23 protein-coding genes and 4 tRNA genes are annotated in these 26811 nt (G+C 54.3%); 16 read left to right on the top strand and 11 right to left on the bottom strand.

The genetic code is table 11. The features are described from left to right. Positions 1-163 precede the first annotated feature (163 nt). On the bottom strand, positions 164-706 hold the full coding sequence (locus tag FMM72_RS11650; protein WP_162221522.1) for a DUF1836 domain-containing protein: 543 nt from the start codon (positions 704-706) through the stop codon (positions 164-166). A gap of 145 nt (positions 707-851) precedes the next feature. Here FMM72_RS11650 and trhA point away from each other — a divergent pair, with 145 nt between their 5' ends. Then, entirely contained in the window at positions 852-1505 is a 654-nt protein-coding gene (trhA, locus tag FMM72_RS11645; RefSeq protein ID WP_162221521.1) for a PAQR family membrane homeostasis protein TrhA, read from the top strand. Between the two features lie 61 nt (positions 1506-1566). After that, positions 1567-1938 (top strand): ComEA family DNA-binding protein, encoded by a 372-nt coding sequence (locus FMM72_RS11640; RefSeq protein WP_160211055.1) that lies wholly within the window; start codon positions 1567-1569, stop codon positions 1936-1938. Between the two features lie 112 nt (positions 1939-2050). On the opposite strand, the gene FMM72_RS11635 is transcribed toward FMM72_RS11640, so the two are convergent. Then, on the bottom strand, positions 2051-2269 hold the full coding sequence (locus tag FMM72_RS11635) for a hypothetical protein (protein ID WP_162221520.1): 219 nt from the start codon (positions 2267-2269) through the stop codon (positions 2051-2053). Between the two features lie 257 nt (positions 2270-2526). Here FMM72_RS11635 and FMM72_RS11630 point away from each other — a divergent pair. From FMM72_RS11630 to FMM72_RS11610, 5 genes are all read left to right on the top strand, one after another. Beyond that, positions 2527-2602 (top strand) — tRNA-Val (locus FMM72_RS11630). A 4-nt stretch (positions 2603-2606) separates the two neighbouring features. Then, positions 2607-2683, top strand: a tRNA-Asp gene (locus FMM72_RS11625). A 31-nt stretch (positions 2684-2714) separates the two neighbouring features. After that, positions 2715-2790, top strand: a tRNA-Phe gene (locus FMM72_RS11620). Between the two features lie 3 nt (positions 2791-2793). Continuing rightward, a tRNA-Gly gene (locus tag FMM72_RS11615) sits at positions 2794-2869 on the top strand. A 326-nt stretch (positions 2870-3195) separates the two neighbouring features. Continuing rightward, positions 3196-4782, top strand: a complete 1587-nt coding sequence (locus FMM72_RS11610) for a bifunctional metallophosphatase/5'-nucleotidase (RefSeq protein WP_160211053.1) — start codon at positions 3196-3198, stop codon at positions 4780-4782. A gap of 44 nt (positions 4783-4826) precedes the next feature. On the opposite strand, the gene FMM72_RS11605 is transcribed toward FMM72_RS11610, so the two are convergent. After that, a complete protein-coding gene (locus FMM72_RS11605) occupies positions 4827-6098 on the bottom strand; it encodes a DEAD/DEAH box helicase (protein WP_160211052.1) in 1272 nt (423 codons plus the stop codon). A gap of 445 nt (positions 6099-6543) precedes the next feature. On the opposite strand from FMM72_RS11605, the gene FMM72_RS11600 reads away from it, so the two are divergent. Further along, positions 6544-7407: a polysaccharide deacetylase family protein gene (locus FMM72_RS11600; RefSeq protein ID WP_243151750.1), complete on the top strand. Its 864-nt coding sequence runs from the start codon at positions 6544-6546 to the stop codon at positions 7405-7407. Positions 7408-7590: 183 nt separating this feature from the next. Here FMM72_RS11600 and FMM72_RS11595 read toward each other — a convergent pair whose 3' ends face one another. The 6 genes from FMM72_RS11595 to thrS form a co-directional block, all read right to left on the bottom strand. Then, positions 7591-8073, bottom strand: coding sequence for a 23S rRNA (pseudouridine(1915)-N(3))-methyltransferase RlmH (locus tag FMM72_RS11595; RefSeq protein WP_162221519.1), 483 nt, complete (start codon positions 8071-8073; stop codon positions 7591-7593). Then, the gene (locus tag FMM72_RS11590; RefSeq protein WP_160211049.1) at positions 8070-8864 is read right to left on the bottom strand and encodes an MBL fold metallo-hydrolase; all 795 of its coding nucleotides are present in this window, start codon (positions 8862-8864) and stop codon (positions 8070-8072) included. Before FMM72_RS11590 ends, FMM72_RS11595 begins: the two co-directional genes overlap by 4 nt. Positions 8865-8984: 120 nt before the next feature. Next, entirely contained in the window at positions 8985-9197 is a 213-nt protein-coding gene (locus FMM72_RS11585; protein WP_162221518.1) for a hypothetical protein, read from the bottom strand. A gap of 16 nt (positions 9198-9213) precedes the next feature. Further along, positions 9214-10497 (bottom strand): UDP-N-acetylglucosamine 1-carboxyvinyltransferase, encoded by a 1284-nt coding sequence (locus FMM72_RS11580; RefSeq protein ID WP_160211048.1) that lies wholly within the window; start codon positions 10495-10497, stop codon positions 9214-9216. Positions 10498-11037: 540 nt separating this feature from the next. Further along, positions 11038-13245: a peptidoglycan DD-metalloendopeptidase family protein gene (locus FMM72_RS11575; protein ID WP_162221517.1), complete on the bottom strand. Its 2208-nt coding sequence runs from the start codon at positions 13243-13245 to the stop codon at positions 11038-11040. A gap of 703 nt (positions 13246-13948) precedes the next feature. Further along, positions 13949-15853 carry a threonine--tRNA ligase gene (gene thrS / locus FMM72_RS11570; RefSeq protein WP_160210197.1) on the bottom strand — a complete coding sequence of 635 codons (1905 nt, stop codon included), beginning with the start codon at positions 15851-15853 and terminating at the stop codon, positions 13949-13951. Positions 15854-16521: 668 nt separating this feature from the next. Here thrS and rny point away from each other — a divergent pair. Then, positions 16522-18084, top strand: a complete 1563-nt coding sequence (gene rny, locus FMM72_RS11565; protein WP_160210185.1) for a ribonuclease Y — start codon at positions 16522-16524, stop codon at positions 18082-18084. Positions 18085-18143: 59 nt separating this feature from the next. On the opposite strand, the gene FMM72_RS11560 is transcribed toward rny, so the two are convergent. Then, positions 18144-18824 carry an LrgB family protein gene (locus tag FMM72_RS11560; protein ID WP_160210196.1) on the bottom strand — a complete coding sequence of 227 codons (681 nt, stop codon included), beginning with the start codon at positions 18822-18824 and terminating at the stop codon, positions 18144-18146. Further along, positions 18824-19204, bottom strand: a complete 381-nt coding sequence (locus FMM72_RS11555; RefSeq protein ID WP_162221516.1) for a CidA/LrgA family protein — start codon at positions 19202-19204, stop codon at positions 18824-18826. Before FMM72_RS11555 ends, FMM72_RS11560 begins: the two co-directional genes overlap by 1 nt. Before the next feature lie 290 nt (positions 19205-19494). Between FMM72_RS11555 and FMM72_RS11550 the strand changes: the two genes are divergently transcribed. The 7 genes from FMM72_RS11550 to FMM72_RS11520 all read left to right on the top strand — a co-directional run bounded on the left by FMM72_RS11550 (position 19495) and on the right by FMM72_RS11520 (position 26779). Continuing rightward, positions 19495-20874 carry a ParB/RepB/Spo0J family partition protein gene (locus FMM72_RS11550; protein WP_162221515.1) on the top strand — a complete coding sequence of 460 codons (1380 nt, stop codon included), beginning with the start codon at positions 19495-19497 and terminating at the stop codon, positions 20872-20874. A gap of 309 nt (positions 20875-21183) precedes the next feature. Continuing rightward, the gene (locus FMM72_RS11545) at positions 21184-21540 is read left to right on the top strand and encodes a hypothetical protein (RefSeq protein WP_009901612.1); all 357 of its coding nucleotides are present in this window, start codon (positions 21184-21186) and stop codon (positions 21538-21540) included. Then, positions 21527-22615: a DNA cytosine methyltransferase gene (locus tag FMM72_RS11540; protein WP_162221514.1), complete on the top strand. Its 1089-nt coding sequence runs from the start codon at positions 21527-21529 to the stop codon at positions 22613-22615. Before FMM72_RS11545 ends, FMM72_RS11540 begins: the two co-directional genes overlap by 14 nt. A gap of 4 nt (positions 22616-22619) precedes the next feature. Further along, on the top strand, positions 22620-23333 hold the full coding sequence (locus FMM72_RS11535) for an antirestriction protein ArdA (RefSeq protein ID WP_162221513.1): 714 nt from the start codon (positions 22620-22622) through the stop codon (positions 23331-23333). A gap of 26 nt (positions 23334-23359) precedes the next feature. Next, entirely contained in the window at positions 23360-24397 is a 1038-nt protein-coding gene (locus FMM72_RS11530) for a hypothetical protein (RefSeq protein ID WP_243157797.1), read from the top strand. 91 nt (positions 24398-24488) lie between these two features. Then, a complete protein-coding gene (locus FMM72_RS11525; RefSeq protein ID WP_162221511.1) occupies positions 24489-24959 on the top strand; it encodes a PcfB family protein in 471 nt (156 codons plus the stop codon). Continuing rightward, complete coding sequence (locus FMM72_RS11520; RefSeq protein WP_162221510.1) at positions 24956-26779, top strand: VirD4-like conjugal transfer protein, CD1115 family; 1824 nt, start codon at positions 24956-24958, stop codon at positions 26777-26779. The genes FMM72_RS11525 and FMM72_RS11520 overlap by 4 nt, the downstream gene beginning before the upstream one ends. Positions 26780-26811: the final 32 nt, after the last annotated feature.

Raw genomic sequence — 26811 nt, 5'->3', positions numbered from 1 at the left:
GGGATGGACGCCGCATTCTCGTCTGTCCTTCGTGTGCGGGCGTATTCACGCTCAAAACGTTCAAGAAAACGTATCTGTCCAAAGCATCGGACAGTGTCCGCTGAAAAAGCGGCGGCCAAAAGGGCCGGACGGCGCTGCCGTCCGGCCCTTTTGGCCGCCGCTTTTATATGTTTTCATCCTCCTGCCAGGAATCGATCAGCCCCTCGCACACGCGGCGCAGCTGCGTGGCCGCTGCGCAAAGCGCAAGCGAACGCGCCAGAAGCGCCTCACGCGCGCCGGGCATTTCACCGTCTGGCTGGACCAGCTCGCGCAGCAGTTCAGGCAGACGCCCGCGCAGACGGTCTTTCATCAAAAGCGCCTGTGTATATGCACGTTCAAAATCCATTTCGTCCTGACCGCATGAAACAAGCTTTTTGATATCGGAAAGCGCGAGCTGCTGCTTGAGCGTTAAGATGCACAATAGCTGCATCACCTGGCCGCGGGAATACTTTTTGCCGCGAACGGGCATAATAAGGCGTTCCTTGCTGTAATTGTTGACCATCGTTTTTGTCAGCAGCTTGTCGCCCGGCAGCCGCTTGTTGCGCGCAAGCCCCTCATCGACCAGAGTCAGAATCTGATCCATATACAGATCAATACGAGGCACTTCGGAAGCCTGTAAGTCGGCGTCCCCGAATGCCTGTTCCAGAATTTCATCAAACGATTTCATCGGATCGCCTCCAGCTCTTATTGTATCTATTATATATAAAATCATTATTAACCGCAATATTCTATTGATTTTTCAATTATTTGCATTATAATAATTATATAAAGTAGTTATTAAAACTATATAATACATTTCAGAGGTGTATATTATGCCCAGAATCTTTCAAAGGGCCCGCGATCCCATCAGCAGCTATACCCATTTTATCGGTGCGGCTCTGTCATTGGTGGGATTGGCAGCCATGGTGATTGAACTGATGCTGACATCGGAGCAAAGCCCGCTCAATGCTGTCTCCTGTATCCTGTTCTGCCTGTCGCTGATTGCGCTTTACAGCGCCAGCGGCGTCTACCACTTTTCGCGCGCCGCCGCCAACGTGTTGGTCGTACTGCGCAAGCTCGACCATGCGATGATTTATGTGCTGATCGCCGGTACCTATACGCCGCTGCTGCTCACGCTGCTGCCCGCTCCGCATGGAGCGGTTTTCACCGCGGTCATCTGGGCCGTCGCGCTGGCCGGCATTGTTATGAAGCTTTGTTGGATCAATGCGCCGCGCTGGCTTGGCACTACATTATACCTGCTGCTCGGATGGGCCATCGCAATTGACCTGCCCGCGCTCGCCGCGCTGCCGGTTCCGGCTGTCGCGCTGCTTGCGGCCGGCGGGCTGCTTTACACTGCCGGCGGACTGATCTATATGGTGGGGCGTCCCAACCTGTCCGAACGATTTGGCTTTCATGAGCTGTTCCATCTGTTTGTAATCGCGGGAAGCGTCTGCCATTATTTTCTTGTGCTGCTGTATATCGCGTGACATCCGCGCGGTTTTGTGATATGCTGAATTCGACAAAATAGCTGCAAGGGGATCACTCGTCATGCGGAAAAAGAACGGTGCGCGCTGGAAAATCGGATATGGAACGGTTGGGTTTCTGGCGCTTGTTCTGACCGCTGCGCTCATATGGTATGGCGTTGCTTCCGCCCTGCCCGAAGTTCCCGCTTCAATCCGTTTTACTCCCGCGCCCATTCTCAACCCGTATCCTGAGCTTGAAGGGCTTGTTGTACACATTAACACAGCCTCGGAGGAGGAATTGACACAGTTGCCAGGCATCGGTCCGGCACGGGCAAAGGCGATCCGGGAGTATATCGCCCGTTTCGGCCGTATCCGTACGCCGGAACAGCTTTTGGAAATTGAAGGGATCGGGGAACAGACGCTCGAAAATCTCCGCCCTTTTTTGGCATTTGACTAAGGTCTGTTTGAAAAATCAAAATTTCTGAATTTTTTTATTTTCAAACAAGCCTTAGGGCCACCCGATATTCGAGCCTGGAAATAAAAACCGGCCGGAATATCCGGCCGGTTTTTTACAATTTGTTTTCATTCACCCAGTTGCGTGCGCGGATCACATCATCCTCATCGACGATGGGAGCCCCATTTCGGTACCCCTCGGCCTGGGAAATGGCCTGATTGATAAAAGCGCTTGTAACCTCCGCGTTCGGGTCAATCCGCGCGTAATTGCCATGCAGGATCTTACGGCCTGGACCCTCGGGATGGATATATCTATTTTTTTCGAACGCATGCATTCTGCGCGCCTCCCTGAAAAAATTTCGGCGGCAATGGCTGCGCGCCGCCTGCCTTTAGTGTGTGCGGACAGGGGCGCAATCATTCGCCTGCCTCCTCAGAAAATCCGTCCCTTCACAGTGCATTTTTCAATGTTACAGTTTTTGGGTTAAAAATTGTAGATTTTTAAAAAAATCTATTTAAAATGGTTGACTTTTCCGGACAGGCATAGTATAATAAATCTCGTCGCTTGTGGATGCCACATCCAAAAGGCAAATGTGGGAGCTTAGCTCAGCTGGGAGAGCATCTGCCTTACAAGCAGAGGGTCACAGGTTCGAGCCCTGTAGTTCCCACCAATAGGGCCCGGTAGTTCAGTTGGTTAGAACGCTAGCCTGTCACGCTAGAGGTCGTGGGTTCGAGCCCCATCCGGGTCGCCATCTTTCTTCTATAAGCTTTGCCAGTGCTTACGCCTTTGTAGCTCAGTTGGTAGAGCAGAGGACTGAAAATCCTCGTGTCGTTGGTTCGATTCCGACCGAAGGCACCATTCGCGGGTTTAGCTCATCTGGTAGAGCGCCACCTTGCCAAGGTGGAGGTAGCGAGTTCGAGCCTCGTAACCCGCTCCACAGTAAAAAGCGTTGAAACCATATGGTTTCAACGCTTTTTACTTTTGGCAAAGCATCGCCCGTTTTGGGATGCCGCTTTGATGCAGCTCCCTACAATAGATCACCCTCCCTGCGCTTATTCACACAAGGAGGGCGAATTCGAAGGGCAATTATTCGAATCTATGCGCTTTATTCAACCTCTGTTTGATTTGCCGCTCACAAATAAATTACATAAAAATCGCCCGATATTTTAGGAAATATGTGGATTTTGCAAAATAAATATTGTATAATAGAGGACAAGCGGTACAATTTTCCGCTGAATTACAGAAGGAAAAAGAGGTGCAGGTATGAATCGTTCCAAAATGACCCGCCTGTTCGCAGGTTTCACTGCGGCGCTGCTGACAGCGGGAACCCTTTCCTTGGGTGCGTTTGCCACCCCGGCGCAGGAAGATACCCATATCCGGATCTTCCACACCAATGATGTCCATTCAAGGTACGACATGTCGACAAACGACGATGGGACACTTTCGGGATTTGGATACGCGCGGATGAAATCGCTCGTTGATACCTATTCCCAGGGTGTGGATGAAACGTTGGTATTCGACGCCGGCGATACCTTCCACGGCCAGCCGTTCGCGACCCTCAATCGCGGCCTGAGCATCGCACAGCTTATGAACGTGGTTGGATATGACGCAATGGTTGCGGGCAATCACGATTTTAATTATGGCGCGTCCCGTACCTCGACGCTCGCACGCCATGCGGGTACAGCCCTATTGGGCGCCAATGTATTGGATAAGGACACCGGCGCTGTTCTAAAGGGCTTTACTGCAAACAAAATGTACCGCGTTGGCGATGTGAAGATTGGCGTCTTTGGCCTTTCCACGCCGGAAACCGCCTATAAAACCAACCCCTTGAATGTAAAGCAGGTCAAATTTGCCGATCCTGTTTCCACAGCAAAAAAACAGGTACAGGCGCTTGAAGAACGAGGCGCAGACGTCATCATCTGCATTGCTCATCTGGGGATCGATCAGGAGAGCGGAACTGCGGTCAGCACCAATGTCGCCGCCAAGGTGAACGGGATTGACCTGATCATTGATGGGCACAGCCATTCCACGCCCAATGAGTATCAGGCGGTCAACGGCACTGTGATTGCAAGCTGTGGGGAGTACATGGCCTATCTGGGTATGGTGGATATCACGGTTTCCCCTGACGGGACAGTTACTGTCGAATCAAATCCGCTGAACGCCTCAGATTATACAGCGGATGAAATCGCGCCCGACGCGGCTGTCCAGGCCACAATCGACGCGATCAAAAAAGGCCAGGAAAGCAAGCTTGGCCAGGTAGTCGCCACCACGCCTGTCGCTTTAGATGGCGAACGCGCCCATGTGCGTACCAGTGAAACCAATCTTTCCCGCCTGATTACCAGCGCGATGCTCGCTGAAACCGGCGCGGATGTGGCGCTGACCAACGGCGGCGGAATCCGCGCGTCGATCGATCAGGGGCCCATCACGGTAGGTGAGGTTCAGAATGTTCTGCCCTTTGGCAACTACATTGTAACCATCAAACTCACTGGCAAAGACCTGCGTGCGGCCGTCGAGCATGGGCTGCCGGGTTATCAGGCAGACGGAACACTTGAGCAGCTTGGACGTATGAGCCAGTTTGCCGGTATGGAGGTTTCCTACGACCCAGCGCGTCCACAGGGAAGCCGTATCCTTTCCATCACTGTCAACGGCAGGCCCCTTTCTGAAACACAAACCTATCTCGTTGCAACAAACGATTTTATGTCGGTTGGCGGAGACGATTATACCATGCTTAACAAGCCGATCGTCAATGAATTCTGTGCTTTGGATGAAGCAGTCATCAAATATCTCAACAGCAGCGGAAATCAGGCGCTCGAGGAGGCCGAAGGATCCGTTCGTCTGGCGGCAGCATAATTTCGTACAACTAATAAAAATCCCCCCGCTTTGCGGGGGGATTTTTATTTTTTCTTGCCGCGCCGGGCGGCTTTTGGACGCACCGATCCTGGCTTCGCCATATGCGCGCGCGCCTCGCCGCCGCGCGCTGCACGCGCAGGGCGCGGTGGCCGCGCCTCCTTGGGCGGCGTCTCAAAGACCTGCATTGGATACGGATGCTCCTTAACCACCGGAATTTTTTTGCCGATCAGTTTTTCAATCACGCCCAGGTTCTCCATCTCCATAATGCTGCAAAATGAAATCGCTATACCTCCCAGCCCCGCCCGGCCGGTCCGGCCGATCCGATGCACATATGTCTCTGGGATATTGGGCAGATCATAATTAAATACATGTGATAATTCGTCGATGTCAATACCGCGTGCTGCGATATCTGTGGCCACTAATACGCGGATATCCCCATTTTTAAATGCGGACAGCGCACGCTGACGCGCGCCTTGACTCTTATCACCGTGGATCGCCTGCGCCTTGATTCCAGCTTTCACAAGCTCGCGCGCGACACGGTCCGCGCCATGCTTTGTAAAAGTGAATACAAGCGCCGATACGATGGAGGCATCCTCCAGAAGATAAATCAACAACCGGCGCTTATTCGGCTTATCCACAAAGTAAAGGCGCTGTTCGATCGCCTCGACCGGCGAGGAAACCGGCGTGACAGCGACCTTGACCGGGGCTGTCAGGATTCGGTCGCACAAATGCATAATTGCTTCCGGCATTGTGGCGGAAAAAAACAACGTTTGGCGCTTATGCGGCAAATAGGTAATCACCCGCTCCACATCATGAATAAATCCCATATCAAGCATACGGTCAGCTTCATCGAGCACAAAGGCGCGCACAGAGGAAAGGTCTATGATTCCCTGCCCGATCAAATCATTTAAGCGTCCAGGCGTAGCAACAAGAATATCCACGCCGCGGCGCAGTTCGTCGACCTGAGGCGTCTGCGACACACCGCCGAATACAACTGTGGAACGCAAACGCAGATACCGGCCATATGACCGAAAGCTGTCTCTGATTTGAAGCGCCAGCTCACGAGTTGGCGTGAGCACCAGCGCACGGATCACACAGGGCGTTTTTAAGCCAGCGCGCTGTGTGTCCAATCTCTGTAAAATCGGGATTGCAAAGGCGGCTGTTTTGCCTGTGCCTGTTTGGGCACAGCCCAAAACGTCATGTCCTGCGAGCGCGGGCGGGATCGCCTGTTTCTGAATTGCAGACGGCTCCACATATCCTTCGTCACGTACTGCACGCAGGATGGGCTGAATCAACCCAAGTTCTTCAAATTTCATAAATTTTTTCAATATCCTTTTACTGAATTGCACCATGCAGTGGAGATTGCATGGCCGCAGCGACTGATTTCAAAGCGGTATAGCGTCATCACTCTGGCCATCAACATTGGCGTATCGCCGTATCGCCCTGGCCATAAACAAGGTACCCGCATAACCGCTCTGCGGTTATTATACCATGTCCGCGAAGCGGCATGGTATCATTGGCCATCGGGGCGGCAGCGGGCTGCGCCCGCGTATCGCCCTGGCCATAAGGTGTATAATAACCGCTCTGCGGTTATTATACCACATTTCAACCCAAAGCGTACACACACTCTTTTCCCAGTTCTGTCCGTCTCATAAGGACAGGCGCGCCCTGCATAAAATCGTAGAGGGGCCTATTCAAGATACCAGGCCGATGGCGTCTCCAACAGACAATTTATTCAGACTACACAGGAAGGAAATGCGCATGAAAATCATTGATAAGCTGCTGCTCCCCGTCGCGCTCGCCTTTGCCGTCGCGGCAGGAGGCGTCGCCGCGCATCTTGCACGCAGCATTCCCACAAACGCGGCTGCCCCAGACGGCATTGAACTGCCAATTGTCATGTATCATCATGTGCTTAAGGAAGCGGGGCGTTTGAATCAATTCACCGTTTCCCCTGATGAATTCCGCATGGATATGCAGTACCTCAAGGATTGCGGCTACTCACCGATTGTAATTCAAGATCTGATCAATTATGTCAGGGAAGGCGCTCCTTTACCAGAAAAACCCGTCATGATCACATTTGACGACGGCTATGAAAGCTTTCATGAGTATGTCTATCCCATTCTACAGGAGTATCAGTATAAGGCTGTCTACTCCGTTGTTGGAACATATGCCGACCAGTATTCCCAAATTGACGACCACCACATCCGGTACTCCCATTCCACATGGAATGAATTAAAAGCTATGCACGACAGTGGTCTTGTAGAAATTCAAAACCACTCCTATGATCTGCATCATAATGATGGCGCGCGTCACGGCGCAAAACGGAAACCCGGGGAAAATCTGGCGCTTTACCGCGATCTGATTATTGAGGATCTTGGGAAGCTCCAACAGGAATGCAAGGAAAACCTTGGCTGGGCACCCACATGTTTCACCTATCCATTTGGACAGATCAGTTCCGACACGCTGCCAATCCTTAAAGATATGGGCTTTCAGGCCGCTTTGACCTGCGAAGAAAAACTCAATTACATCACCGGGGACCCTGAACAGCTCTACCATCTGCGCCGATTCAACCGGCCACATGGAAAAAGTCTGCAAGCCATTCTGGAAGCACAGAAACAGAAATAAACAGCCCCCAACTTTTGCAGACATTGCCTTGAGAAGCTGTACCAATCGAGGAACGTATATGTCCTGGTGGAAAATTTCCCGTCTGGACTGTGTCAGAAAAGCTCGAACTCCTGTGCTTTTCTTCCTTGCCAGACAAAAAAGTTTTCTCACCAATCCATGTACTTCCCCCGATTGGTACAGCTTCTACTTGTGATATTTTGTTCCAGCATTGATCGCGCAGGCGCGGTAAAGCTGTTCCAGCAGCAGCACGCGCGTCAATTGATGTGGGAACGTCATAGGCGATATGGACAGACGTAAAGACGCCGTGCGTTTGACTTCATCAGAAAGCCCGTGTGAACCGCCGATTACAAATGCAAACGACCCGCACCCGCCCGCAGCCGTGTCAGCCAGATATGCCGCGAGCGCCTCAGACGCCATCTGTCCGCCCTCGATGCACAGCGCAATCACACGTGCACCGCGCGGGATTTTCTCAAGAATCCGCACGCCCTCCTTCTCGATACAGGCAGCGATCTCCGCTGAGGACGGATCGCTACCGAGGCGCACCTCGTCGATCTCTGTAATGGCGACGCTGCTCCACAGTCCCAGGCGTTTGATGTATTCCGCGCAGCCTTCGCGCATCCATGCTTCCTTGAGCTTGCCAACCGCCACGATATGCAGCCCAATCATAAGGTCACCATTTCAGACGGGGCGGACCGTCTGGCCACCTGTAAAAGAAAGTCCCGTCCCTCATGCATTCCGCATTGTGTCAGCGCAGAATGCGCGGATTGATAGGCGATTTCAGGCGTATTGCTGTTTTCCGACAAATGCCCCAATATAAAGCGCGTGCTCCCGGTTCGTACAAGGCGTGTCAACTCCCTAGCGCAGCCATCGTTGGAAAGGTGTCCCAGGTTTGAAGCGATTCGGCGCTTGAGATAATAGGGATAGTCGCATACACTGAGCATCCCAGTCTCATAATTCGACTCGATCATGACAAGATCGCAGCCTGTCAGCATAGAGGCGACCCCATCGCTTATGTAGCCCATATCGGTTGCAACCGCCACACGGCGGCCGTCAGGCGTCTGCACCCGATACCCAACGCTGTGCACACTGTCATGCGGCGTATCAAAGCCGTCGATCAGCAGTGAACCGACTGAAAACGGCCGGCCAGCTTCCACAGCGAACACCTCCTGATCAGGCGTAATCACGCCGTCCCATCGCAACCTTTCAAGCACCTCGGCTGTTGCGTACAGAGGAATTCGGAGCTTTTTAAGCAGCACGCGTAGCCCACTGATATGGTCGGTATGCTCATGCGTGACAAGCACTGCCAGCAACGCGCGCGGATCAATTCCCCGCGCGTCCATGGCGGCCATCAATTGCTTGCAGGAACGTCCCGCGTCAACCAGCACTGCCGAATCTGACGAAGCGATATAAACGCTGTTTCCGCTTGAACCCGAAAACAGCGGACAAAACCTTGCCATGTTCCTCCTTCCCGGCCCTTTTGAAAAAATGCCTCGGCGAAAAACTTCCCGGCCTTTTTGAAAAAAGGCCTCGGCGAAAAACTTCCCGGCCTTTTTGAAAAAAGGCCTCGGCGAAAAACTTTAGCCGGCTGCGCCGCAAACAGTGGGACACGCGCTACCGTCCATACTGGCTGCGCCGCAAACAGTGGGACACGCGCTGCCGTCCATGCCGGCTGCGCCGCAAACAGTGGGACACGCGCTGCCGTCCATGCCGGCTGCGCCGCAAACGGCGGGACACGCGCTGCCGTCCATGCTGGCTGCGCCGCAAACGGCGGGACACGCGCTGCCGTCCATGCCGGCTGCGCCGTGCTTACAATGCTGCCTGCAGCTCGTTATCTGGAATAATAACCTTTCGGATATCCGCTCCCAAGCCGGTCAGCTTTTCCACAATATTTTCATAGCCGCGCTCAATATGCTCGATATCCTCGATTTCTGTGACGCCGCGCGCGGTCATCGCCGCGATCAACACCGCCGCGCCGGCGCGCAAGTCAACCGCGCGCACAGGAGCCGCCGCAAGCTGCGTCACACCCTCAACGACCGCAACCTTTCCATCCACTTGAATCTGCGCGCCCAGGCGGCGCAGCTCGTCGACATAGCGGAAACGGTTGTCCCATACGCCTTCTGTTACAATGCTTGTCCCGTTTGCGATTGAAAGCAGCGCTGTCATCTGCGGCTGCATATCGGTCGGAAAGCCGGGATGTGGCATGGTTTTGAGGTTAACCTTACTCAGAGGGCCTGTGCGCGTTACGCGGATGGAATCGTCATATTCAATCACGGTCGCGCCGGCTTTTTCCAATTTCTCCGTGATAGCCTCCAGATGCTTAGGGATCACATTGCGAACCAAAACGTCGCCGCCAGTTGCGGCGGCCGCGACCATATAAGTGCCAGCCTCGATTTGGTCAGGAATAATGGGATAGGTGGTTCCATGCAGGATATCGACGCCATGAATTTTGATGACGTCCGTACCCGCGCCGCGGATATCAGCACCCATTGAATTCAGAAAGTTGGCCAGATCGACAATATGCGGCTCCTTGGCGCAGTTTTCAAGGATAGTAATGCCCTTGGCCTTGACAGAAGCAAGCATTACATTAATGGTCGCGCCAACGGAAACGACATCGAAATAGATATGTGCGCCCAGCAACAGATCGGCATGCGCATTGATCATACCGCTGTCGATTGAAACGTCAGCGCCGAGGGCCTCAAAACCTTTCATATGTTGATCGATTGGCCGGACGCCGAAATTGCAGCCGCCCGGCATGGATACGCTCGCACGGTTGCAGCGCGCCAAAAGCGCGCCAAGCAGATAGTATGAGGCGCGCATATACCGCGCAAGCTCATAGGGGACAACCGGTTCGACAATATGTGTTGTGTCAATCTCCACAGTTGTCCGGTCAAGCATCTGCACCGACGCGCCAAGCGCCCGCAGAATCTGGAAAAGCACTTTGATATCGCTGATATTGGGAATATTTTCGATCACACACTTGCCCTGCGCCAGGATTGTTGCTGGAATAATTGCAACAGCAGCATTTTTCGCCCCGCTAATTGTGACTTCGCCATTGAGATGTGTTTCACCCTGAACAATAAACTGTTCCAACACGACCGCCTTTTCTCCGCGCCTGTCAATCCAATTATTTGTAAAACGCCCCGCCTTTTTGCGCGGTGAACCGGGGCGCAGCAATTCCGATTTCAAAAGACAGAAAAAACGCGCAGCGACCTGCGCATTACAGCATGGTATAATTGCCCATCTAAAGGCGGTTGCCGCGTAAGCGGCGAGCCGTTGGGCATATCCCGGTATCATAATCGCTCCGCGGTTATGATACCATGTCCGCAAAGCGGCATGGTATCATTGGCCATCGGGGCGGCAGCGGGCCGCGCCCGCGTATCGCCCTGGCCATAAAGCGGTATAATAATCGCTCTGCGGTTATTATACCACCGATATCATGGAAATAAAAGAGCAATTTTTGTATTTTTCTTCGAAATCCTTTTGAACCGGAAGCTATACCAGACAGTAAATTTTTCTGTAAAGAAAAAACAGCCGTCCCAGATGGAAACTTCATCCGGGACGGCCGAAGCAAGCTGTCTTGTGCCGCTTCTGCTTTGATTTTCCGTTATGGAAATCAAACAAAGCTGATTTTTAACTGTAAAGATATGGCGCAGCGTCGACGGGTGTACCGTTGATGCGGATTTCAAAATGCAGGTGCGGACCGGATGCGTTCCCCGTCTGGCCAATCGCGGCGATTGTGTCGCCCTGGCTGACCTGCTGGCCAGCCTGCACATACAGCGCGCTGCAATGCGCGTAAAGGGTTTGATACCCGCCGCCATGGTCGATAATCACACGGTATCCGTACATGCCGCCCCATCCTGCGGCCACGACGGTGCCGTCGGCTGATGCAATCGCAGGTGAACCATAACAGCCGCTCCAGGAAATATCGGAACCGGTATGACCCCAATAACCGCGGAAACCTGGATTGATCGAACCGCCGACAGTCGGCCATGCCCACGCGCCAGGCGCGGTCGTCCCGGTACTGTCGCGCGGAATGGTCATAAGCGGCTTGTTGCCGCCGACCTCAATGATCTGATTGACAGGCTCCTTAATCACAGTACGGTTTGTAATATTTCGTTCCGTCTCAATGCCGTCGATCATCACAATTTCGGCTGTAACCTCGCGCAAGCCCTTCTCACCCTTTTGGATTGTATGTGTATATCCAATATTTTCCTCCGGGTTTGTTTCCTGCGTAATGGTATATTCAATATCCTCCTGATAACGGATGGTCTTTGTCACCTTCACGCCGAGATACGGCACGGAATTGGCGATCAAAAGCTCATCATTTGGGAACAGGCTTGTTTCAACATCCGGGTTCATCGCAACCAAATCCTTCAGGGAGATACCGTTTTTAGCAGCGATGGTAATCGGAGTGTCTCCCTCGACAACCGTGTATATCTTTTTGCCGCGCTCCTCCTTGTTCAGGATCTCCTCGATTTCCTCAAGTGGACGGATTGAACCTGATTCCCCGGATGGATACAGTCCCTCACGGATTTGAATTTTCTTGACAAAGCTGATATTCGCATCCTTGTCGCCCGGCCCCCGGTATTGCTCCTGCATATCGTAAAGGAGCTGGAGCAACGCACGGCCGTCCTTGACCGCGCCGATGTAGGTGCCGTCGATATACAGCCCGGCCGCCTCCTCAACAGCAAAGCCGTCAGGGTTGTTTTCACTTCTGCTGATCGCCTGAATCATCTGGTTGGTGAGTGTATCCGCATCGGAAAGCTCCACGCGCGGTACGCCAAGCAAACTGTCCGCCCATGCAAACAACGCGGTTGGCTCCTCCTCGCGCACAGCCTCCAACTGATAGATCGGACGAATCAGATCCGCCTGCGTCTGTGCGTCCTGCGCCTGCTGTCCCTGCGCTGCAAAGTCCTGCTGCGTCGGGTCCGCTACAAGCACATCGTCCAGGCGCATACGCGCTTTCATGTCATTTTCGGCCTGTATAAAAACAGATTCACTGCTGATATAACCGAGATCAATTCCGTTATACTCTACATGCAGAGCCAGCGTGCGGCCAGTAAAATACTGCACGGTCAGCACACACACCACACAGGCCGCGACAGGCAACGTATAGTTGAGCAGCGTTTTAAAAATTCGCCACAGCCTGCTGAGGGTAAAGCCGACAATACGCAGATAGATTGACAGCACCTCAGAGAAGGTGCCATAGCGCCGCGCATTGCTCAAGGCCTTGAGATAATCGCGGTAGTGGGCGCGCAACTCGACAAACGGCGCAATCAGCTCATTCCAGCTTTTGCGCACATAGCGCCGGAAGCGGAAGGATTTTTTTGCCCGCCGCGCCGCCGCAGCCTCGCGCCAGGAACGCATACTGTGAACCAGACGGCGGCGCTTGCCGCGCGTAGAACGCAATAGCTGAATACCGACAAAATAGCCATAATCATAAACTGCGTTTACACAGCGGGCAAATAAATTATGTACCGCGCGTGCGAGTGGACCAGGCTCCTTCTGGGGCTTTTCCAGGGTCTGCCCATCCCCGCCGGCGGACGCCTTATTCTGACCGTCGGACTGTTCCAGCGCGCGATCGACCTTCTCTGTCTCACCAGCGGGCGTATCGGCCGCGCCAAAGGCCGTCTCATTTGATTGTATATCCGAAGCCGCCTCGGGCAATTTCTGCGCCGGCGGCTCAATATGCAACTGTGGGTCTGCACCCTGTTCAGTATTCGCAGGCTGTCGTGCGGAGTTTTGCGCCTGCTCCATACGTTCGTTTGGCGCGTCTTGTCCCGGCGCGCCGCCCTGAGCGCAATCACCCGCGCCGCGACGCCGCTTGCGTCTCGACAAGCACATCATCTCCTTTCCGCATCAATTCCGGCCGAATACGCCGGTTCCTATTGAAACACCGCCTTGAAAACCGCAGCGGTTATTGTATCAGCGTGTTTATAACAGGAGGACTTATATCATATCCCCTTATCCTCAAAGCGGTATCGGGTTATCATTCATTGAAAAGCGATCGTTGTGCAGTCAACAGGCTGTTAGCCTGAAGCAAGCAGGAATCGCTCTGCGGTTATGGCGCCATGTCCGTTTTACGGATGCGGCGTCATTGGCCATCGGGGCGGCAGCGGGCTGCACCCGCGTATCGCCCTGGCCATAAGGTGTATAATAACCGCTTTGCGGTTATTATACCACAGCGGCAAGCCCTTTTGGGCTTGTCTGACGCAAAGCGGCAGCGAAACCGGCTTTGCCGGTTTTGGCTGTGGTGCAACATGCGCAGTCCGCTGCTTTGCAGCGGACGCCGCCGGATGGCGGCTACAAACGGCTTTGCCGTTTGCACTGCGCATATTATACCGTGAAACGTGCACAATGGCAAGTCCAATCAGACTGGAACCTTGCAAAAGGCGCGCAAATGGCCGACAAAATCCCATATTTGTATAGTAAACACGAATTATATGGCGAAACTTTCGACACAATATGAATATTTTGTTTCCTCCGGGACAAAAAAGCGCGGAAAGCGTTTCAAAACGCCTTCCGCGCACGGTCAAACGATTTAGTTCGCCTTTGTCTCGACCTCTGTTTTCATCTTCTCCAAAAAGTCCGCCAAGGGCATCGTCGTCGTTTTGCCATCGCGGCGGTCGCGCACCGCGACTTCGCCGCTTTCAGCCTCCTTGCCGCCAAGCACCAGCATATACGGAATTTTCTGGAGCTGCGCCTCACGGATACGGTAGCCCACCTTTTCATTGCGGCTGTCCATCTCAATGCGAAGGCCAGCCTTTGCCAGCGCGTCGGCCACACTCTGCGCATACGGGATATGCTCGTCCGTTACCGGCAGCACTTTGACCTGCACGGGCGCGAGCCACAGAGGGAACGCGCCGGCATAATGTTCGATCAGGATACCGATAAAGCGTTCAATGCTTCCGAAAGCGGTGCGGTGCACCATAACCGGCCGATGACGTTCGCCGTCACTGCCGATATAGGCCAGATCAAACCGCTCCGGCATCTGGAAATCAAGCTGAATCGTACCGCACTGCCAAGTGCGTCCGATGGAATCGCGCAGGTGAAAATCGATCTTGGGACCATAAAACGCGCCGTCGCCCTCATTGACCGTATACGGCCTGCCATTGTCCTCCAGAGCTTTGCGCAGGGCGGCAGTGGCCGTCTCCCACTGCTCCTCGGTACCCATCGAATCCTCCGGACGTGTGGACAGCTCAAGGAAATAGTCAAAGCCAAACACCTTATAAATGCTGTCAATCAGATTGATAACGCCGAGGACCTCCGCCTCGATCTGGTCGGGCGTCATAAAGATATGCGCGTCGTCCTGTGTGAAGCAGCGCACGCGCATCAGGCCGTGCAGCGCGCCGGAAAGCTCATGCCGGTGTACAATGCCAAGCTCCGCAAGACGCTGCGGCAGGTCGCGATACGAATTCATGCGGCGCTTATAGACCAGGATACCGCCCGGACAATTCATCGGCTTGATCGCATAATCGCGGTCGTCGATCTTTGTCGTATACATATTGTCCTTATAGTGATCCCAGTGGCCGGAACGGTGCCACAACTCCTCATTGAGGATGAGCGGCGTGCGGATCTCCTGATAGCCGTGCTTTTGATGCTCCTCGCGCCAAAAGCTCTCCAGGAGATTGCGCAGGAGCATACCCTTTGGGAAAAAGAACGGAAAGCCCGGTCCTTCCTCATAGATATCAAATAGATCAAGCTCTCGGCCCAGCTTGCGATGGTCGCGGCGCTTAGCCTCCTCAAGCATGTGCAGATAATCGCTCAATTCGCTCGCCTTTGGGAAAGCAATGCCGTATACGCGGCAGAGCATCTTGTTGCTGCTGTCGCCATGCCAATACGCTCCTGTGCTTTGGAGCAGCTTAATTGCCTTGAGCGGCGCGGCGGTCATCAGATGCGGCCCGGCGCAGAGGTCGGTAAAATCGTCCTGACGGTAAAAGCTGACCTTCTCGCCGCTGGCCGCGTGCTTATCGATCAGTTCAAGCTTGTATGGCTGGTCCTTCATCAGCTCGCGCGCCTGCGGCGCGTCAAGCTCAAAACGGTCAAGTTCCACACCCGATTTGACAATGGCTGCCATCTCCTTTTCAATAGCGGCCAGATCCTCGGGCGTAAAGGGCTTTTCGACATCGAAGTCGTAATAGAAGCCGTTTTCAACAGCAGGTCCGATCGTGTACTTTGTGCCGGGATAAAGGCGCATGACAGCCTGCGCCAACACATGCGAAGCCGTATGCCAGAACGCGTGCTTGCCCTCAGGGTCGTCAAAGGTCAGGATCGAGAGCGTACAGTCGCTCTCAAGCGGCGTGCGCAGGTCGACGGCTTTGCCGTCCACCTTTCCAGCGCAGGCGGCCTTATAAAGGCCCGCGCCAAGGCTTTTTGCAACCTCCGCGACTGTCGTACCCTGCTCGTACTGCTTGACAACACCATCTTTTAACGTTACGTTTATCATCATTTCAGCATCCTTTCACTGCGAAAAATAGACTGGTCAAATGGAACCTGCTGACAAACCGGGCCATACCGAAAACGAGAGCGATTTTTCGGCAGACAAAATAAAAAAAGCCCCATCCCACAACGGGATGAAGGCAAGCCCCACGGTTCCACCCGAATTGCGCAAACGCGCCGCTCAAGCGATCTGTAACGGGATCAGCCGGCGCGCTCATCGCGCGCGCTCGGGGGGCGGTCGCCGCCAAAAACCGGATGGCACGGCTTTCAGCAAGCGCCGCGCCTCTCTGTAAACAGGCTGTGCTTTGGTTGCGTTCCCCGTCATCGCCTTTGGACGATATCGGACTTTTTTCATCTTAGCACGGCCGCCGCGGCCTGTCAACCGCTAATTCGCCTGCCTTGTGCCAATCCGCGCATATTAGATAGGATAACCCGGTTAAATACACAATATTTCTTGACAATTATACAAAATACATATACAATAGGTATTGTCATGCAGTATGTTTTATGGGAACGCAGCTTTGAATTGTTCGTAAATTTTACGTGAATCAAACCGCCTACCTGATAAATATTCTATCCGCTTTGCATATGCCTATGCCCGCGCGGCCGGGCTTTTTAGTTTTGCAGGGCGGGTTGCGGACATTGAAAATTGCATAAAGGAGGGCCAATTCCCAAATGAGCACAATCGGAATCATTCCCTTTGTCATTGGCATCATCATCTCCTTTTTGGTGGGTGCTGTCATTGCTTTTTTTCTGGGTGTGGAATACCGCAAAAAATCGGCCGAGGCGACTCTTGGATCCGCCGAGGAGGAGGCAAAACGCCTGATCAGCGATGCGATCAAGTCGGCTGAAACAAAGAAAAAGGAAGCGATCATCGAGGCAAAGGACGATATCTACAAGCTTAAACAGGATAATGAAAAGGAAATGAAGGAACGCCGGTCGGAGGTTTCCCGCCTTGAGCGCCGAATTCAGCAAAAGGAGGAGTCTGTCGACAAAAAGCTCGACAACCTTGAAAAAAAGGAGGAGACGCTTCAAAACAAGCTGCGTGAAGCCGATGTCAAGCTCCAGGAAGCTGAGGATGTCAAGTCGCGCCAGTTTGAAATGCTCGAAAGGATCTCCGGTTTCACGGCTGATCAGGCCAAAAATTACCTGCTTGCCAATCTTGAGGGCGAGTTGACGCACGAAAAGGCGCTGCGGATCAATCAGTATGAGAGCCAGCTCAAGGATGAAGCCGACCAGCGCGCCAAGGAGATCATCGCGGCCGCCGTTGGCCGCTGCGCCGCAGACTATGTCGCGGAAATCACCGTGTCGGTCGTTCCGCTGCCAAGCGATGAAATGAAAGGCCGAATCATTGGGCGCGAGGGCCGCAACATCCGCACGCTCGAAACGCTTACCGGCGTCGACCTGATCATCGACGACACGCCGGAGGCCATCACCCTTTCCAGCCATGACGCCGTCAAACGCGAAATCGCGCGCGTCGCACTCGAGCGCCTGATTCAAGACGGGCGTATCCATCCCGCGCGCATCGAGGAAACCGTTGAAAAGGCGCGCCGTGAGATTGAGGGCAAGATCAAGCAGGACGGCGAGCATGCTGTTATGGAATGCGGCGTCCACGGTATGCATCCGGAGTTAATCCGCCTGCTCGGCCGGATGCGTTACCGCTCCAGCTATGGACAGAACGTACTTAGCCATTCGATCGAGGTTTCACAGCTCGCCGGCATGATGGCCGCCGAGCTTGGCGCAGATGAAGCGCAGGCGCGCCGCGCCGGCCTGATCCACGATATCGGCAAGTCGATGACACATGAAATTGAAGGCTCCCATGTGCAGATCGGCGTCGATCTGGCCCGCAAGTACAAAGAAAACGCCGACATCATCCATGCGATTGAAGCGCATCACAATGATGTTGAGCCAAAGACGATCGTAGCCTGCCTTGTTCAGGCTGCCGACGCCATTTCGGCGGCGCGTCCCGGCGCACGGCGCGAAAACCTCGAAAACTACATCAAGCGTCTTGAAAAGCTTGAGGAGATCGCCAACTCGTTTGAGGGCGTGGAGAAATGTTATGCGATCCAGGCCGGCCGTGAAATCCGCATCATGCTCAAGCCTGACGTCGTTTCCGACGATCAGATGACCATCGTTGCGCGCGATATTGTCAAGAAAATCGAGAGCGACCTCGATTATCCCGGTCAGATCAAGGTACACTGTATCCGGGAAAACCGTGCAATCGAATACGCGAAATAAGAGAAATCAAAGCGGCGTCCCGACAGGGACGCCGCTTTATTCACGTCTGGATGGCTTTCTCAGCCAAGCACAAGGGAAAACAAAACCGTCAAAAGCCCTGAGACGCCGACAGCGATCCCACTCATCGCCCCCTCCAGCTCCCCCAGTTCCAGCGCCCGGCTTGTGCCGAGCGCATGGCTTGACGCGCCGATTGCCAGGCCGTCCGCGACCGGGTTTTTGACGCGGAACATACGGATCATATACGGCGCAAGGACCGCGCCAATCATGCCTGTAATGATCACGGCCGCGACTGTCACTGGGACAATACCGCCGTGCTGCGCGGAAATTTCTGTGGCGATCGGCGTCGTCACAGATTTTGGGAGCAGCGAAGCCGTTACGGCCTCGTCGAGCTTAAACAGGCGGCAAAGCGCATAAACGCTGCCCATCGAAACAATCGAGCCAGCTGCGCAGCCAGCAACCACAGGCAGCAGGTTTTTACCAAGTATCCCGCGCTGATTGTAGATCGACAATGCAAGCGACGCTGTGGCGGGCGCCAGGAACAAGGCAATCAAGTCGCCGCCCTTTTGATAGCTTTCCAGCGGGATATGAAACAGCATCAGCAGCCCCACAATCAAGGCGGCTGCAATCAGCAAGGGGTTCGCCAGCGGTGTTTTCAGCTTGCGGTTGACCCATAACCCAGCTTCATAAGCAAGGATGCTCAAAACAATCCCAAACAGCGGGGATTCCAAAACAGCCCTCATCATTCCGCCTCCCTGCGGCGCGTCAGCCGCCGCTGCAAGGAGGATACCGCGCGCACGGTGAAGCTTGTGGCAAAAAAGGTTGCAATTGTGGTGATGAAGCAAATGGCAAGCAGCGGCAACAGACAGCGCCGCAGAACATCAAAATATTCCATAACGCCTACGCTTGCCGGAATAAAAAAGAAGGGCATGTTTTTTAGCAGGAAATCTGTTTTCTCCCGCACATGTTCGACATGTAGCAGGCCCGCCAGCAACAGGACAAGCAGCAAAAGCATGGCCGTCACACTTGCCGGGAATGGGACCGGCACATATTGCGCCACAGCCTCTCCGAGCAGGCAAACGCCGAATACAATTGCGATCTGCACCATGAGTTTTACTTTCATAAACCGTCCTCCGTCATTGGAAAATCTGATCCACCGGATTTCAGTATAGCGCGTACTTTCCGCCGACGCAATTGCTTTTTGCAGGATTCTTTTAAACTCTTTCATTTGCAACGGTGTACAAAGGGAACATAATAAAAAACTTAATAATGGACTGCCAATCTTACACAAAGTACCGCCCAAACGAGACTACGGGCGGTATTTTTGTATCATGGCGGAGAAAGGAGGAACTTCCCACGGGGGCTTGACTGAAAAGTTGAGCCCCTTTTTTCATGCCAAAAAACAGGAGGTAAATGCTTATGGCAGATGATAAAACCACAAAAACGCCGGAACAGCCGGTAACGGATAGCGGGCCGGGCAAGGAAACGCCTCCCGCTCCCCCAAAAGAGCCGGAGAAGGTTTCCGTTTCCCCGGATCCGGAAAAAAAGACGGAACCAGAGGTAAAGAACCCACAGGTTTCTGTCTATAACTTCGCTGAAATTATGAAGGAAAAGAAAGCCGAGGAACGGGCGGCAGCTCCCGGCGTGGAAAAGCCTGACCCGGCAAAAGCGGAGAAACCGGAAAAGCAGCCGGAGGCTCCGAAAAAAGCAGAGGAAAAACCCAAAGAGCCGGAACAGCCGAAGCGCCGGGGCCGACCCCCGAAAGCAGATAAGGACAAGGACGCAGCCTCGAAGTCCAAAGCTCCTGCACAGAAACCGGAAAAGGCGGTCAAAAAGGAACCAGAGAAAAAAACAGCCCCAACGGTACAGGCCGCTCCCGCTCCGAAGGAACCCGAAAAACCGAAGGATGCACCACGCCGGGGCAAGGAGCAGATCGTCTATATCAAGCTGAACGAGCTCCACGCCTTCAAGAATCATCCCTTTGAGGTTCGGGATGATGAAGAAATGCGGGCTATGGTGTCCAGCGTCAAGGACAAGGGCGTGACCCAGCCCGCTATCGTCCGTCCCCGTGAGGATGGCGGCTATGAGATCGTGTCCGGCCACCGCCGCCAGAAAGCAAGCGAGCTTGCCGGATATGCGGATATGCCCTGTATCGTCCGAAACCTGACGGATGATGAAGCCATCACCCAGATGGTCGAGGACAATCTGAACCAGCGTGAAGAAATCCTCCCCAGTGAGCGGGCCAAAGCCTTGAAAATGCAGCTTGAAGCTATCAAGCACCAGGGCTCCCGCACTTCGGGCCAGATTGACCCGAAGGACGCTGGCAAACGCTCCAACGAGATCGTGGCCGAGCGCAATAAGATGGCCGTCAAGCAGGTGCAGCGGTATATCCGTCTCAATGAGCTGGTTCCCGACCTGATGAAGTTGATGGATGAAAAAAAGCTGGGCTTTACTACGGCGGTGGAGCTTTCCTATGTCAGCAAAAAGAACCAGAACTATATCGCCGTCGCCATTGACAGCCAGCAGTCCTCGCCTTCACAGGCGCAGGCAAAGCGTATGCGGGAACTGGACGAAAAGAAGCTGCTCAACGGGGATGTGATCGACGGCATTATGATGGAGGACAAAAAGGAGGTAGACAAAGTGATTTTGACAGGTGCGGAACTGAGCAAGTATTTCGGCAAGGAAACTACGCCGAGGGAAATGAAGGACCAGATTATCAAGCTGCTGGACGACTGGAAGGGTCAGCAGAAGGAACACGAAAAGCCGGAGAAGAAAAACGAACAGGAAAAGTAAGCCAAAACTTCGGGTCAGCATGGCCCGAGGATTGCGGGGCTCTGCCCCGCGCCCCGAAGCTCTGGAGATATAAATTATTCCCCGTCGCCAGTTATTCCGTAGCATAGCCGGGAAAATCAGTCAAGGGCAGCGCCGCCGCAGGCGGTGCCAGAGGCACCCTTGACGGATTTCTCCCGGTTGTGCTTTTTCCCGGTCAAGCGACGGGGATATAAATTCTCCAGAGCCGTTCCCCTTCCCGGGGGAAGGGGCGGAGGGGTTGGGCGATACCTTGCTTTTCCCTAAACCAAAACAGAAATGGAGGCTCAACCAATGAAACGACCTTTAGCATACCTGACTGCCGCATGGAGCGGCGAGCCGGATGTTGATATGGAGCTGGCGGCCCACTACTGCCGTCTTGCTTATGAGGCGGGCTTTTCCCCGATCTGCCCGCTCTTGTATCTGCCGCTGTTTTTGAATGACAGCGTTCCCGAGGAACACAAGGCCGGGATTGATATGCGCCGGGATATGCTGCGGCGCTCCCATACCCTGATCGTCTGCGGCAGCGTTGTGGACGAGGATGTAAAAAACGATATTGCGGTTGCCGGGCGGCTGGGCATTGCGGCGACCACACTGGAAGGGGTGCTTGCCGTGAAGGGACACGGTACCCCGGGCCATGCCGGACATTAAGCTGGGAAGCCTTTTCGACGGGATCGGCGTGTTCCCTCTGGCTGCTTCCCGGTGCGGTATCCGTCCGGTATGGGCCAGTGAGATTGAAAAAGCGCCCATCTCCATAACCAAAAGGCACTTTCCCGACATGGTGCATTTGGGGGATATTACGAAGGTGGACGGCGGGAAAATCCCACCTGTCCATATAATTACCTTCGGTTCCCCCTGTCAGAACCTTTCTCTGATCGGCAACCGCTCCGGCCTTGCCGGGGCAAAATCAAGCCTGTTCTATCAGGCGTTTCGTATCATACAGGAAATGAGGGATGCTACTGATAACCTATATCCAGCTATCGCTGTTTGGGAAAACGTCATGGGAGCGTTTTCTACAAATGACCGGATGGACTTTAGAGCCGTCCTATCCGCCTTCTCGGACACCGAAGTTCCAATGCCTCCTTCGGGAAGATGGGGAAACGCCGGAATGGTGGTGCGAGGGGGAACGCCTGATGTGTGCTGGCGGCTCATGGACGCCCAGTATTGGGCAGGCACCCGAAGGCTGGCACGAAGGCAGCGGATTTTCGTCGTGGCGGATTTTGGAGGCAGACGTGCCGCAGACATACTATTTAAGCCCCGTCCAATGCTCCCACTTCCTCCGCCTTGCGGAGAGGGCGGGCGGGCCGCCGCCGAAGGAGATCGAACAGCTTCTTTTGAAACAGGGCGGCAGATACCAGTCATCCACCCCTTTCAGTGCTTCCGTATGCGGGGAGCGGCAAAAAGGCAGGAAGAAACGGCCTTCCGAAACAGCTTCGGATTACCAACTGACCCTTTTCCCACTCTTTTAGCCAGTGACGTGACGCCCTTCGCCTTCTGGTATGAAGGCGACCCGGCGGGCGGCTGTATCCGTTTTCTGACGGAAACAGAAAGTGAACGGCTGATGGGGCTGCCGGAGGGCTGGACAAAGTATGGGGCGGACGGCGTGGAGATCCGGCCTCTGCAACGCTACAAGGCGCTGGGAAATGCGATTGCCCTCCCTTGTGCCGATTACATTATGGCCGGGATCTATGAGGTGCTGGCTGACCGGGCTGGAAAGGAGGAATAAGCCCATGTTTGAAGCCTATATAACCAATACAGCCCTATACCCCTTAATGGGGATCGAGGTAGGGACAACGGTACATTTCCCCATGACGACACAGGAGTTGCAGGCCGCCCTTGCCAAAATCGGGATAGACGGGAAACGGTACAGCGAAGTGTTCTTTACCAGCTTTGACAGTGATGTGCTGGGGCTCTACGATCATCTCTACGAATGTGAGAACATCGACGAGCTGAACGAGCTGGGCCACGCCCTGCTGGAAGTACGGGATAAGGGCGGACTGGAAACCTTTGAAGCCGCTCTTGTCTTGGGAAACCACACAAGGAGCGTGAAGGATTTGATAAACCTGACGCAGAACCTTGACCTTTACCGCTTTTACCCGGATATTTCCGATGATGAAGGGCTGGGCCGTCTTTACGCCGACGAGCTTGGGACTATCGACATACCGGAGCACATTCAGAACTACTTCGATTATGAAGCCTACGGGCGGGATGTGCGTATCAACGAGGGCGGCGTATTCGCTCCCGGTGGATATGTGTCGGCAGTCCCGGAGGGCTTCAAGGAGTATTACCACGGGCCGCAGGACATTCTGCCGGAACACCGGATATTTGCCTATCCTGAAAAGGCCGAGCCTGTCCACTCCATTCTCGCTGCACTCAAACGGTTTCAAGAGGCCCCGCCCGCTCCGAAAAAGGACAAGGCGGGGCCTTCCCATGAAGAACGGTAAGACTTCGGGCCAGCATGGCCCGAAGCATGAAGGAGGTGCATACCATCAACTATTACCCTATCAATGAAGGGACCGCCCGCCGGGCAAAAGAAATGAACAGCTTTTCCGACTACAAGGAAGGGAGCGCAACGGCGGAATACCGGGCAATGGTGGACAAGGCCGCCGCCATAGCGGAAAAGCAGAAATCCCGGGTGGACCCCATGTACCATGAGAAGATCGACCATCTGTTAGACACCTACGCCCGCAAGCTGGCCGAAAACATGAACCAGGGCTTTGCCATTGACGCAAGGGTTCCCTCTATGATGATCGCCGGACCTGCCAATTTCCCGGTGGGAAAGAAAGAAAAACAGAACCGGGCCCGGGACAGCAACATGGAGGAATGGCGGTATATTCAAGGGCTGCTGGATAAGATACGCAGTACCGGCATGGGCGGGATCAGCGCCGATGACCCGGCAGCGATTGAAAAGCTCCAGAAGAAGCTGGACGGGCTGGAACGCTCCCAGCTCATTATGAAGGAGGTCAACGCCTATTACCGCAAACATGGCAAGCTGGACGGCTGTGCGCTGCTGTCGCCGGACCAGATCGAAAAACTGAAAGCAAGCATGGCGTCAAGCTGGCGGAGCGACCCGAGGCCCTTTGAAAGTTACCAGCTTACCAACAACAATGCGGAGATCCGCCGGGTAAAGGCCCGTATCGAACAGCTTTCCAAACAGGCACAGCGGGAGTTTTCCGGCTGGGAGTTCGACGGGGGCCGTGTGGAGATGAACCGGGAGGACAACCGCTTGCAGGTATTCTTTGATGGAAAGCCTGACGCGGACACCCGGGCCGAGCTGAAAAGCAGCGGCTTTCGCTGGGCTCCCAGCGTGGGCGCATGGCAGAGGCAGCTCACGGACAACGCCATCCGGGCGGCTGACCGGCTGGAATGTATCAAGCCGCTGTCCGGCGAAAAGCCCTCCCAGCTTCAAAAGAAGCCCTCTATCTTGCAGACCATGCGGGAACAGGGCGAAAAAGTCCAGACGGAGCCGGAAAAGAAAGCTCCGTCCGGCAGGGATGTCGAGCGGTAAGCCTCGGGCCACATTGGCCCGAGGTTTTCTGTTTCCCGAGATTGTACGGGGGCCTCCCGGATAGCGGGAACCCCGACGGAAAGGAGGTTTTATGCAGGAAGAAGTAAACCAAAAAACGGTTGCCCTTTCGATCAGGACAACGAAACTCACGGGAAAAGTGCTGGCTGCCGCTCTCGGGAAGGTGGCGCGGGCACTGCAAAAGCACCACCGGAAAGCGCTGACCCCGCAGGGACGCCAGAGCGTAAAAAAGCTGATGAACCACTATGGCGGCAAAAGCGCCATGCCCTATGTGGGAGCCCCAAAGGATTTTGACCGGATCGCGAAGGAGTTCCATGTGGACTACGCTTTCCATAAAGTGAGCCCCGGCCATTACCTGCTGTTTTTCAAAGCCAATCAGGCGGACGCCATCACGGCGGCCTTCCAGAAGTACAGCGCAAAGGTGCTGAATAAAGAGCAGGACAAGCCTTCCATCCTCGGCCAGCTTCGGAAATTCACGGAGCAGATCAGGACACAGGCAAAGGAAAAGCAGCGGACCAGAGAGGCGGTGAAGGACGGACGTTGAGTGACAAGATCAGAAAATATGTGCTCCCAAACCTGCCGTACCTCTTTGTGTTCTGGTTTTTCTCCAAAATCGGGACGGCCTACCGGATCGCCCCCGGCACAGACTTCGGGACAAAGCTCATGGGGATGCTCGATACCTTCCCAAAAGCCTTTGAAACCTACTGGCCGGGGCTTGGCGGTATTGACCTGCTGGTGGGCCTTGCCGGTGCGGCTGGGATGTATCTGCTGATACAGTCAAAGATCAGGCAGGCGAAAAAATTCCGGCGGGATGCGGAATACGGCACCGCCCGCTTTGGAACAAAGGAGGATATAAAGCCATTTGTTGACCCTAAATTTCAGAACAATGTCATTCTGACCGGGACGGAGTTCCTTACCATGAAAACCCGTCCGAAGATACCCGCCAATGCCCGGAACCTAAACGCCTGTGTCATCGGCTCGTCCGGTTCGGGCAAGACAAGGTTCTGGCTGACCCCGCAGCTCCTTCAAGCCCATTCCTCGTATGTGGTGGTAGACCCGAAGGGCGGCACCCTCGACCAGTGCGGGCGGTTTCTGCAACGGGAGAAATACAGGGTGCGGGTGTTCAACAGTATCGACTTTTCAAAATCCATGCACTATAATCCGCTGGCCTATATCAAGACGGAGAGCGATGTTTTGAAATTCGTTACCGCCCTGATCGCCAACACCAAAGGCGACGGCAAGGAGGGCGACGAGTTCTGGACCAAAGCCGAAACCCTCTTGTACTGCGCCCTTGTGGCCTACATCGTGTTTGAGGGGCCGGAGGAAGAACGCAACATGAATACGCTGGTGGAAATGATAAACAGCATGGAAGTCCGGGAGGATGACGAAACCTTCAAAAACGCGGTGGACTATATGTTTGACGGGCTGGAACGCCGCAGCCCCCAGCACTTCGCCGTGAGGCAGTATAAGAAATACAAGCTCGCCAGCGGCAAGACAGCCAAAAGCATTTTGATTTCCTGCGGTGCAAGACTGGCTCCCTTTGATATTCCCCAGCTTCGGGAGATCATGTCTTATGACGAACTGGAGCTGGATAAGCTGGGGGATGAAAAATCAGCGCTGTTCTTTCTTATCAGCGACACGGACACCACCTACAACTTTTTGGTTGCCCTCGCTTTTTCGCAGATGTTCAACCTTCTGTGTGAACGGGCTGACAACACCTATGGCGGGCGTCTGCCCTACCATGTGCGGGTGCTGTGGGACGAGGCAGCCAACACCGGACAGGTGCCGGGGCTGGAAAAAATCGTGGCTGTCATCCGCTCCCGTGAGATCAGCCTGACGCTTTTTTATCAGGCAATGAGCCAGTGCAAGGCATTGTACAAAGACCATTCCGAAACCATCATGGGCAACATGGACAGTATCGTATTCCTCGGAGGCCGGGAGGCTTCCACCCTAAAGGATATTTCGGAAAACTGGCTGGGCAAGGCCACCATCTCCATGCAGACCGAGGGCCGAAGCCGTGGACAGTCTGAAAGTTACAGCCAGAATATGCAGCGACTTGGCCGGGAGCTGATGACCACCAGCGAGATCACCACCATGCCCGGAGATAAATGTATCTTGCAGCTTAGGGGGCTCCCGCCTTTCCTGTCCCCGAAGTATGACTTGAAAAAGCACCCGAATTACAAGTACACAGCCGAATTTGATAAAAAGAAAAACGCCTTCCGCTTGGAAAGCCTGTTCCGCCACCGGCCATTGAGACTAAAGCCGGAGGACGAATACACGGTGTACGAAGTGGACGGCTCCGACACAGACGAAGAAGCTGACCTGTTGAACTTCGATGATCTGGACAGCGACGAGTTCGTGTAACTTCGGGCCATGATGACCCGAAGCGCCGCCGA

Source organism: Anaerotruncus colihominis, from assembly GCF_010206195.1.
Lineage (GTDB): Bacteria > Bacillota > Clostridia > Oscillospirales > Ruminococcaceae > Anaerotruncus > Anaerotruncus colihominis_A.
This window is presented reverse-complemented; position numbering and strand designations above follow the sequence as displayed.

Bases quoted from the DNA above. Each gene is read 5' to 3' on its own strand.
- FMM72_RS11610 (WP_160211053.1), top strand. From the start codon at position 3,196: ATGAATCGTTCCAAAATGACCCGCCTGTTCGCAGGTTTCACTGCGGCG.
- FMM72_RS11585 (WP_162221518.1), bottom strand. From the start codon at position 9,197: ATGGACGGCAGCGCGTGTCCCGCCGTTTGCGGCGCAGCCAGCATGGAC.
- FMM72_RS11540 (WP_162221514.1), top strand. From the start codon at position 21,527: ATGCCGGACATTAAGCTGGGAAGCCTTTTCGACGGGATCGGCGTGTTC.
- FMM72_RS11555 (WP_162221516.1), bottom strand. From the start codon at position 19,204: ATGAAAGTAAAACTCATGGTGCAGATCGCAATTGTATTCGGCGTTTGC.
- FMM72_RS11590 (WP_160211049.1), bottom strand. From the start codon at position 8,864: ATGGCAAGGTTTTGTCCGCTGTTTTCGGGTTCAAGCGGAAACAGCGTT.
- FMM72_RS11595 (WP_162221519.1), bottom strand. From the start codon at position 8,073: ATGATTGGGCTGCATATCGTGGCGGTTGGCAAGCTCAAGGAAGCATGG.
- FMM72_RS11605 (WP_160211052.1), bottom strand. From the start codon at position 6,098: ATGAAATTTGAAGAACTTGGGTTGATTCAGCCCATCCTGCGTGCAGTA.
- FMM72_RS11530 (WP_243157797.1), top strand. From the start codon at position 23,360: ATGAAGGAGGTGCATACCATCAACTATTACCCTATCAATGAAGGGACC.
- trhA (WP_162221521.1), top strand. From the start codon at position 852: ATGCCCAGAATCTTTCAAAGGGCCCGCGATCCCATCAGCAGCTATACC.
- FMM72_RS11545 (WP_009901612.1), top strand. From the start codon at position 21,184: ATGAAACGACCTTTAGCATACCTGACTGCCGCATGGAGCGGCGAGCCG.
- FMM72_RS11600 (WP_243151750.1), top strand. From the start codon at position 6,544: ATGAAAATCATTGATAAGCTGCTGCTCCCCGTCGCGCTCGCCTTTGCC.
- FMM72_RS11650 (WP_162221522.1), bottom strand. From the start codon at position 706: ATGAAATCGTTTGATGAAATTCTGGAACAGGCATTCGGGGACGCCGAC.
- FMM72_RS11640 (WP_160211055.1), top strand. From the start codon at position 1,567: ATGCGGAAAAAGAACGGTGCGCGCTGGAAAATCGGATATGGAACGGTT.
- FMM72_RS11525 (WP_162221511.1), top strand. From the start codon at position 24,489: ATGCAGGAAGAAGTAAACCAAAAAACGGTTGCCCTTTCGATCAGGACA.
- thrS (WP_160210197.1), bottom strand. From the start codon at position 15,853: ATGATAAACGTAACGTTAAAAGATGGTGTTGTCAAGCAGTACGAGCAG.
- rny (WP_160210185.1), top strand. From the start codon at position 16,522: ATGAGCACAATCGGAATCATTCCCTTTGTCATTGGCATCATCATCTCC.
- FMM72_RS11550 (WP_162221515.1), top strand. From the start codon at position 19,495: ATGCTTATGGCAGATGATAAAACCACAAAAACGCCGGAACAGCCGGTA.
- FMM72_RS11560 (WP_160210196.1), bottom strand. From the start codon at position 18,824: ATGAGGGCTGTTTTGGAATCCCCGCTGTTTGGGATTGTTTTGAGCATC.
- FMM72_RS11535 (WP_162221513.1), top strand. From the start codon at position 22,620: ATGTTTGAAGCCTATATAACCAATACAGCCCTATACCCCTTAATGGGG.
- FMM72_RS11635 (WP_162221520.1), bottom strand. From the start codon at position 2,269: ATGCATGCGTTCGAAAAAAATAGATATATCCATCCCGAGGGTCCAGGC.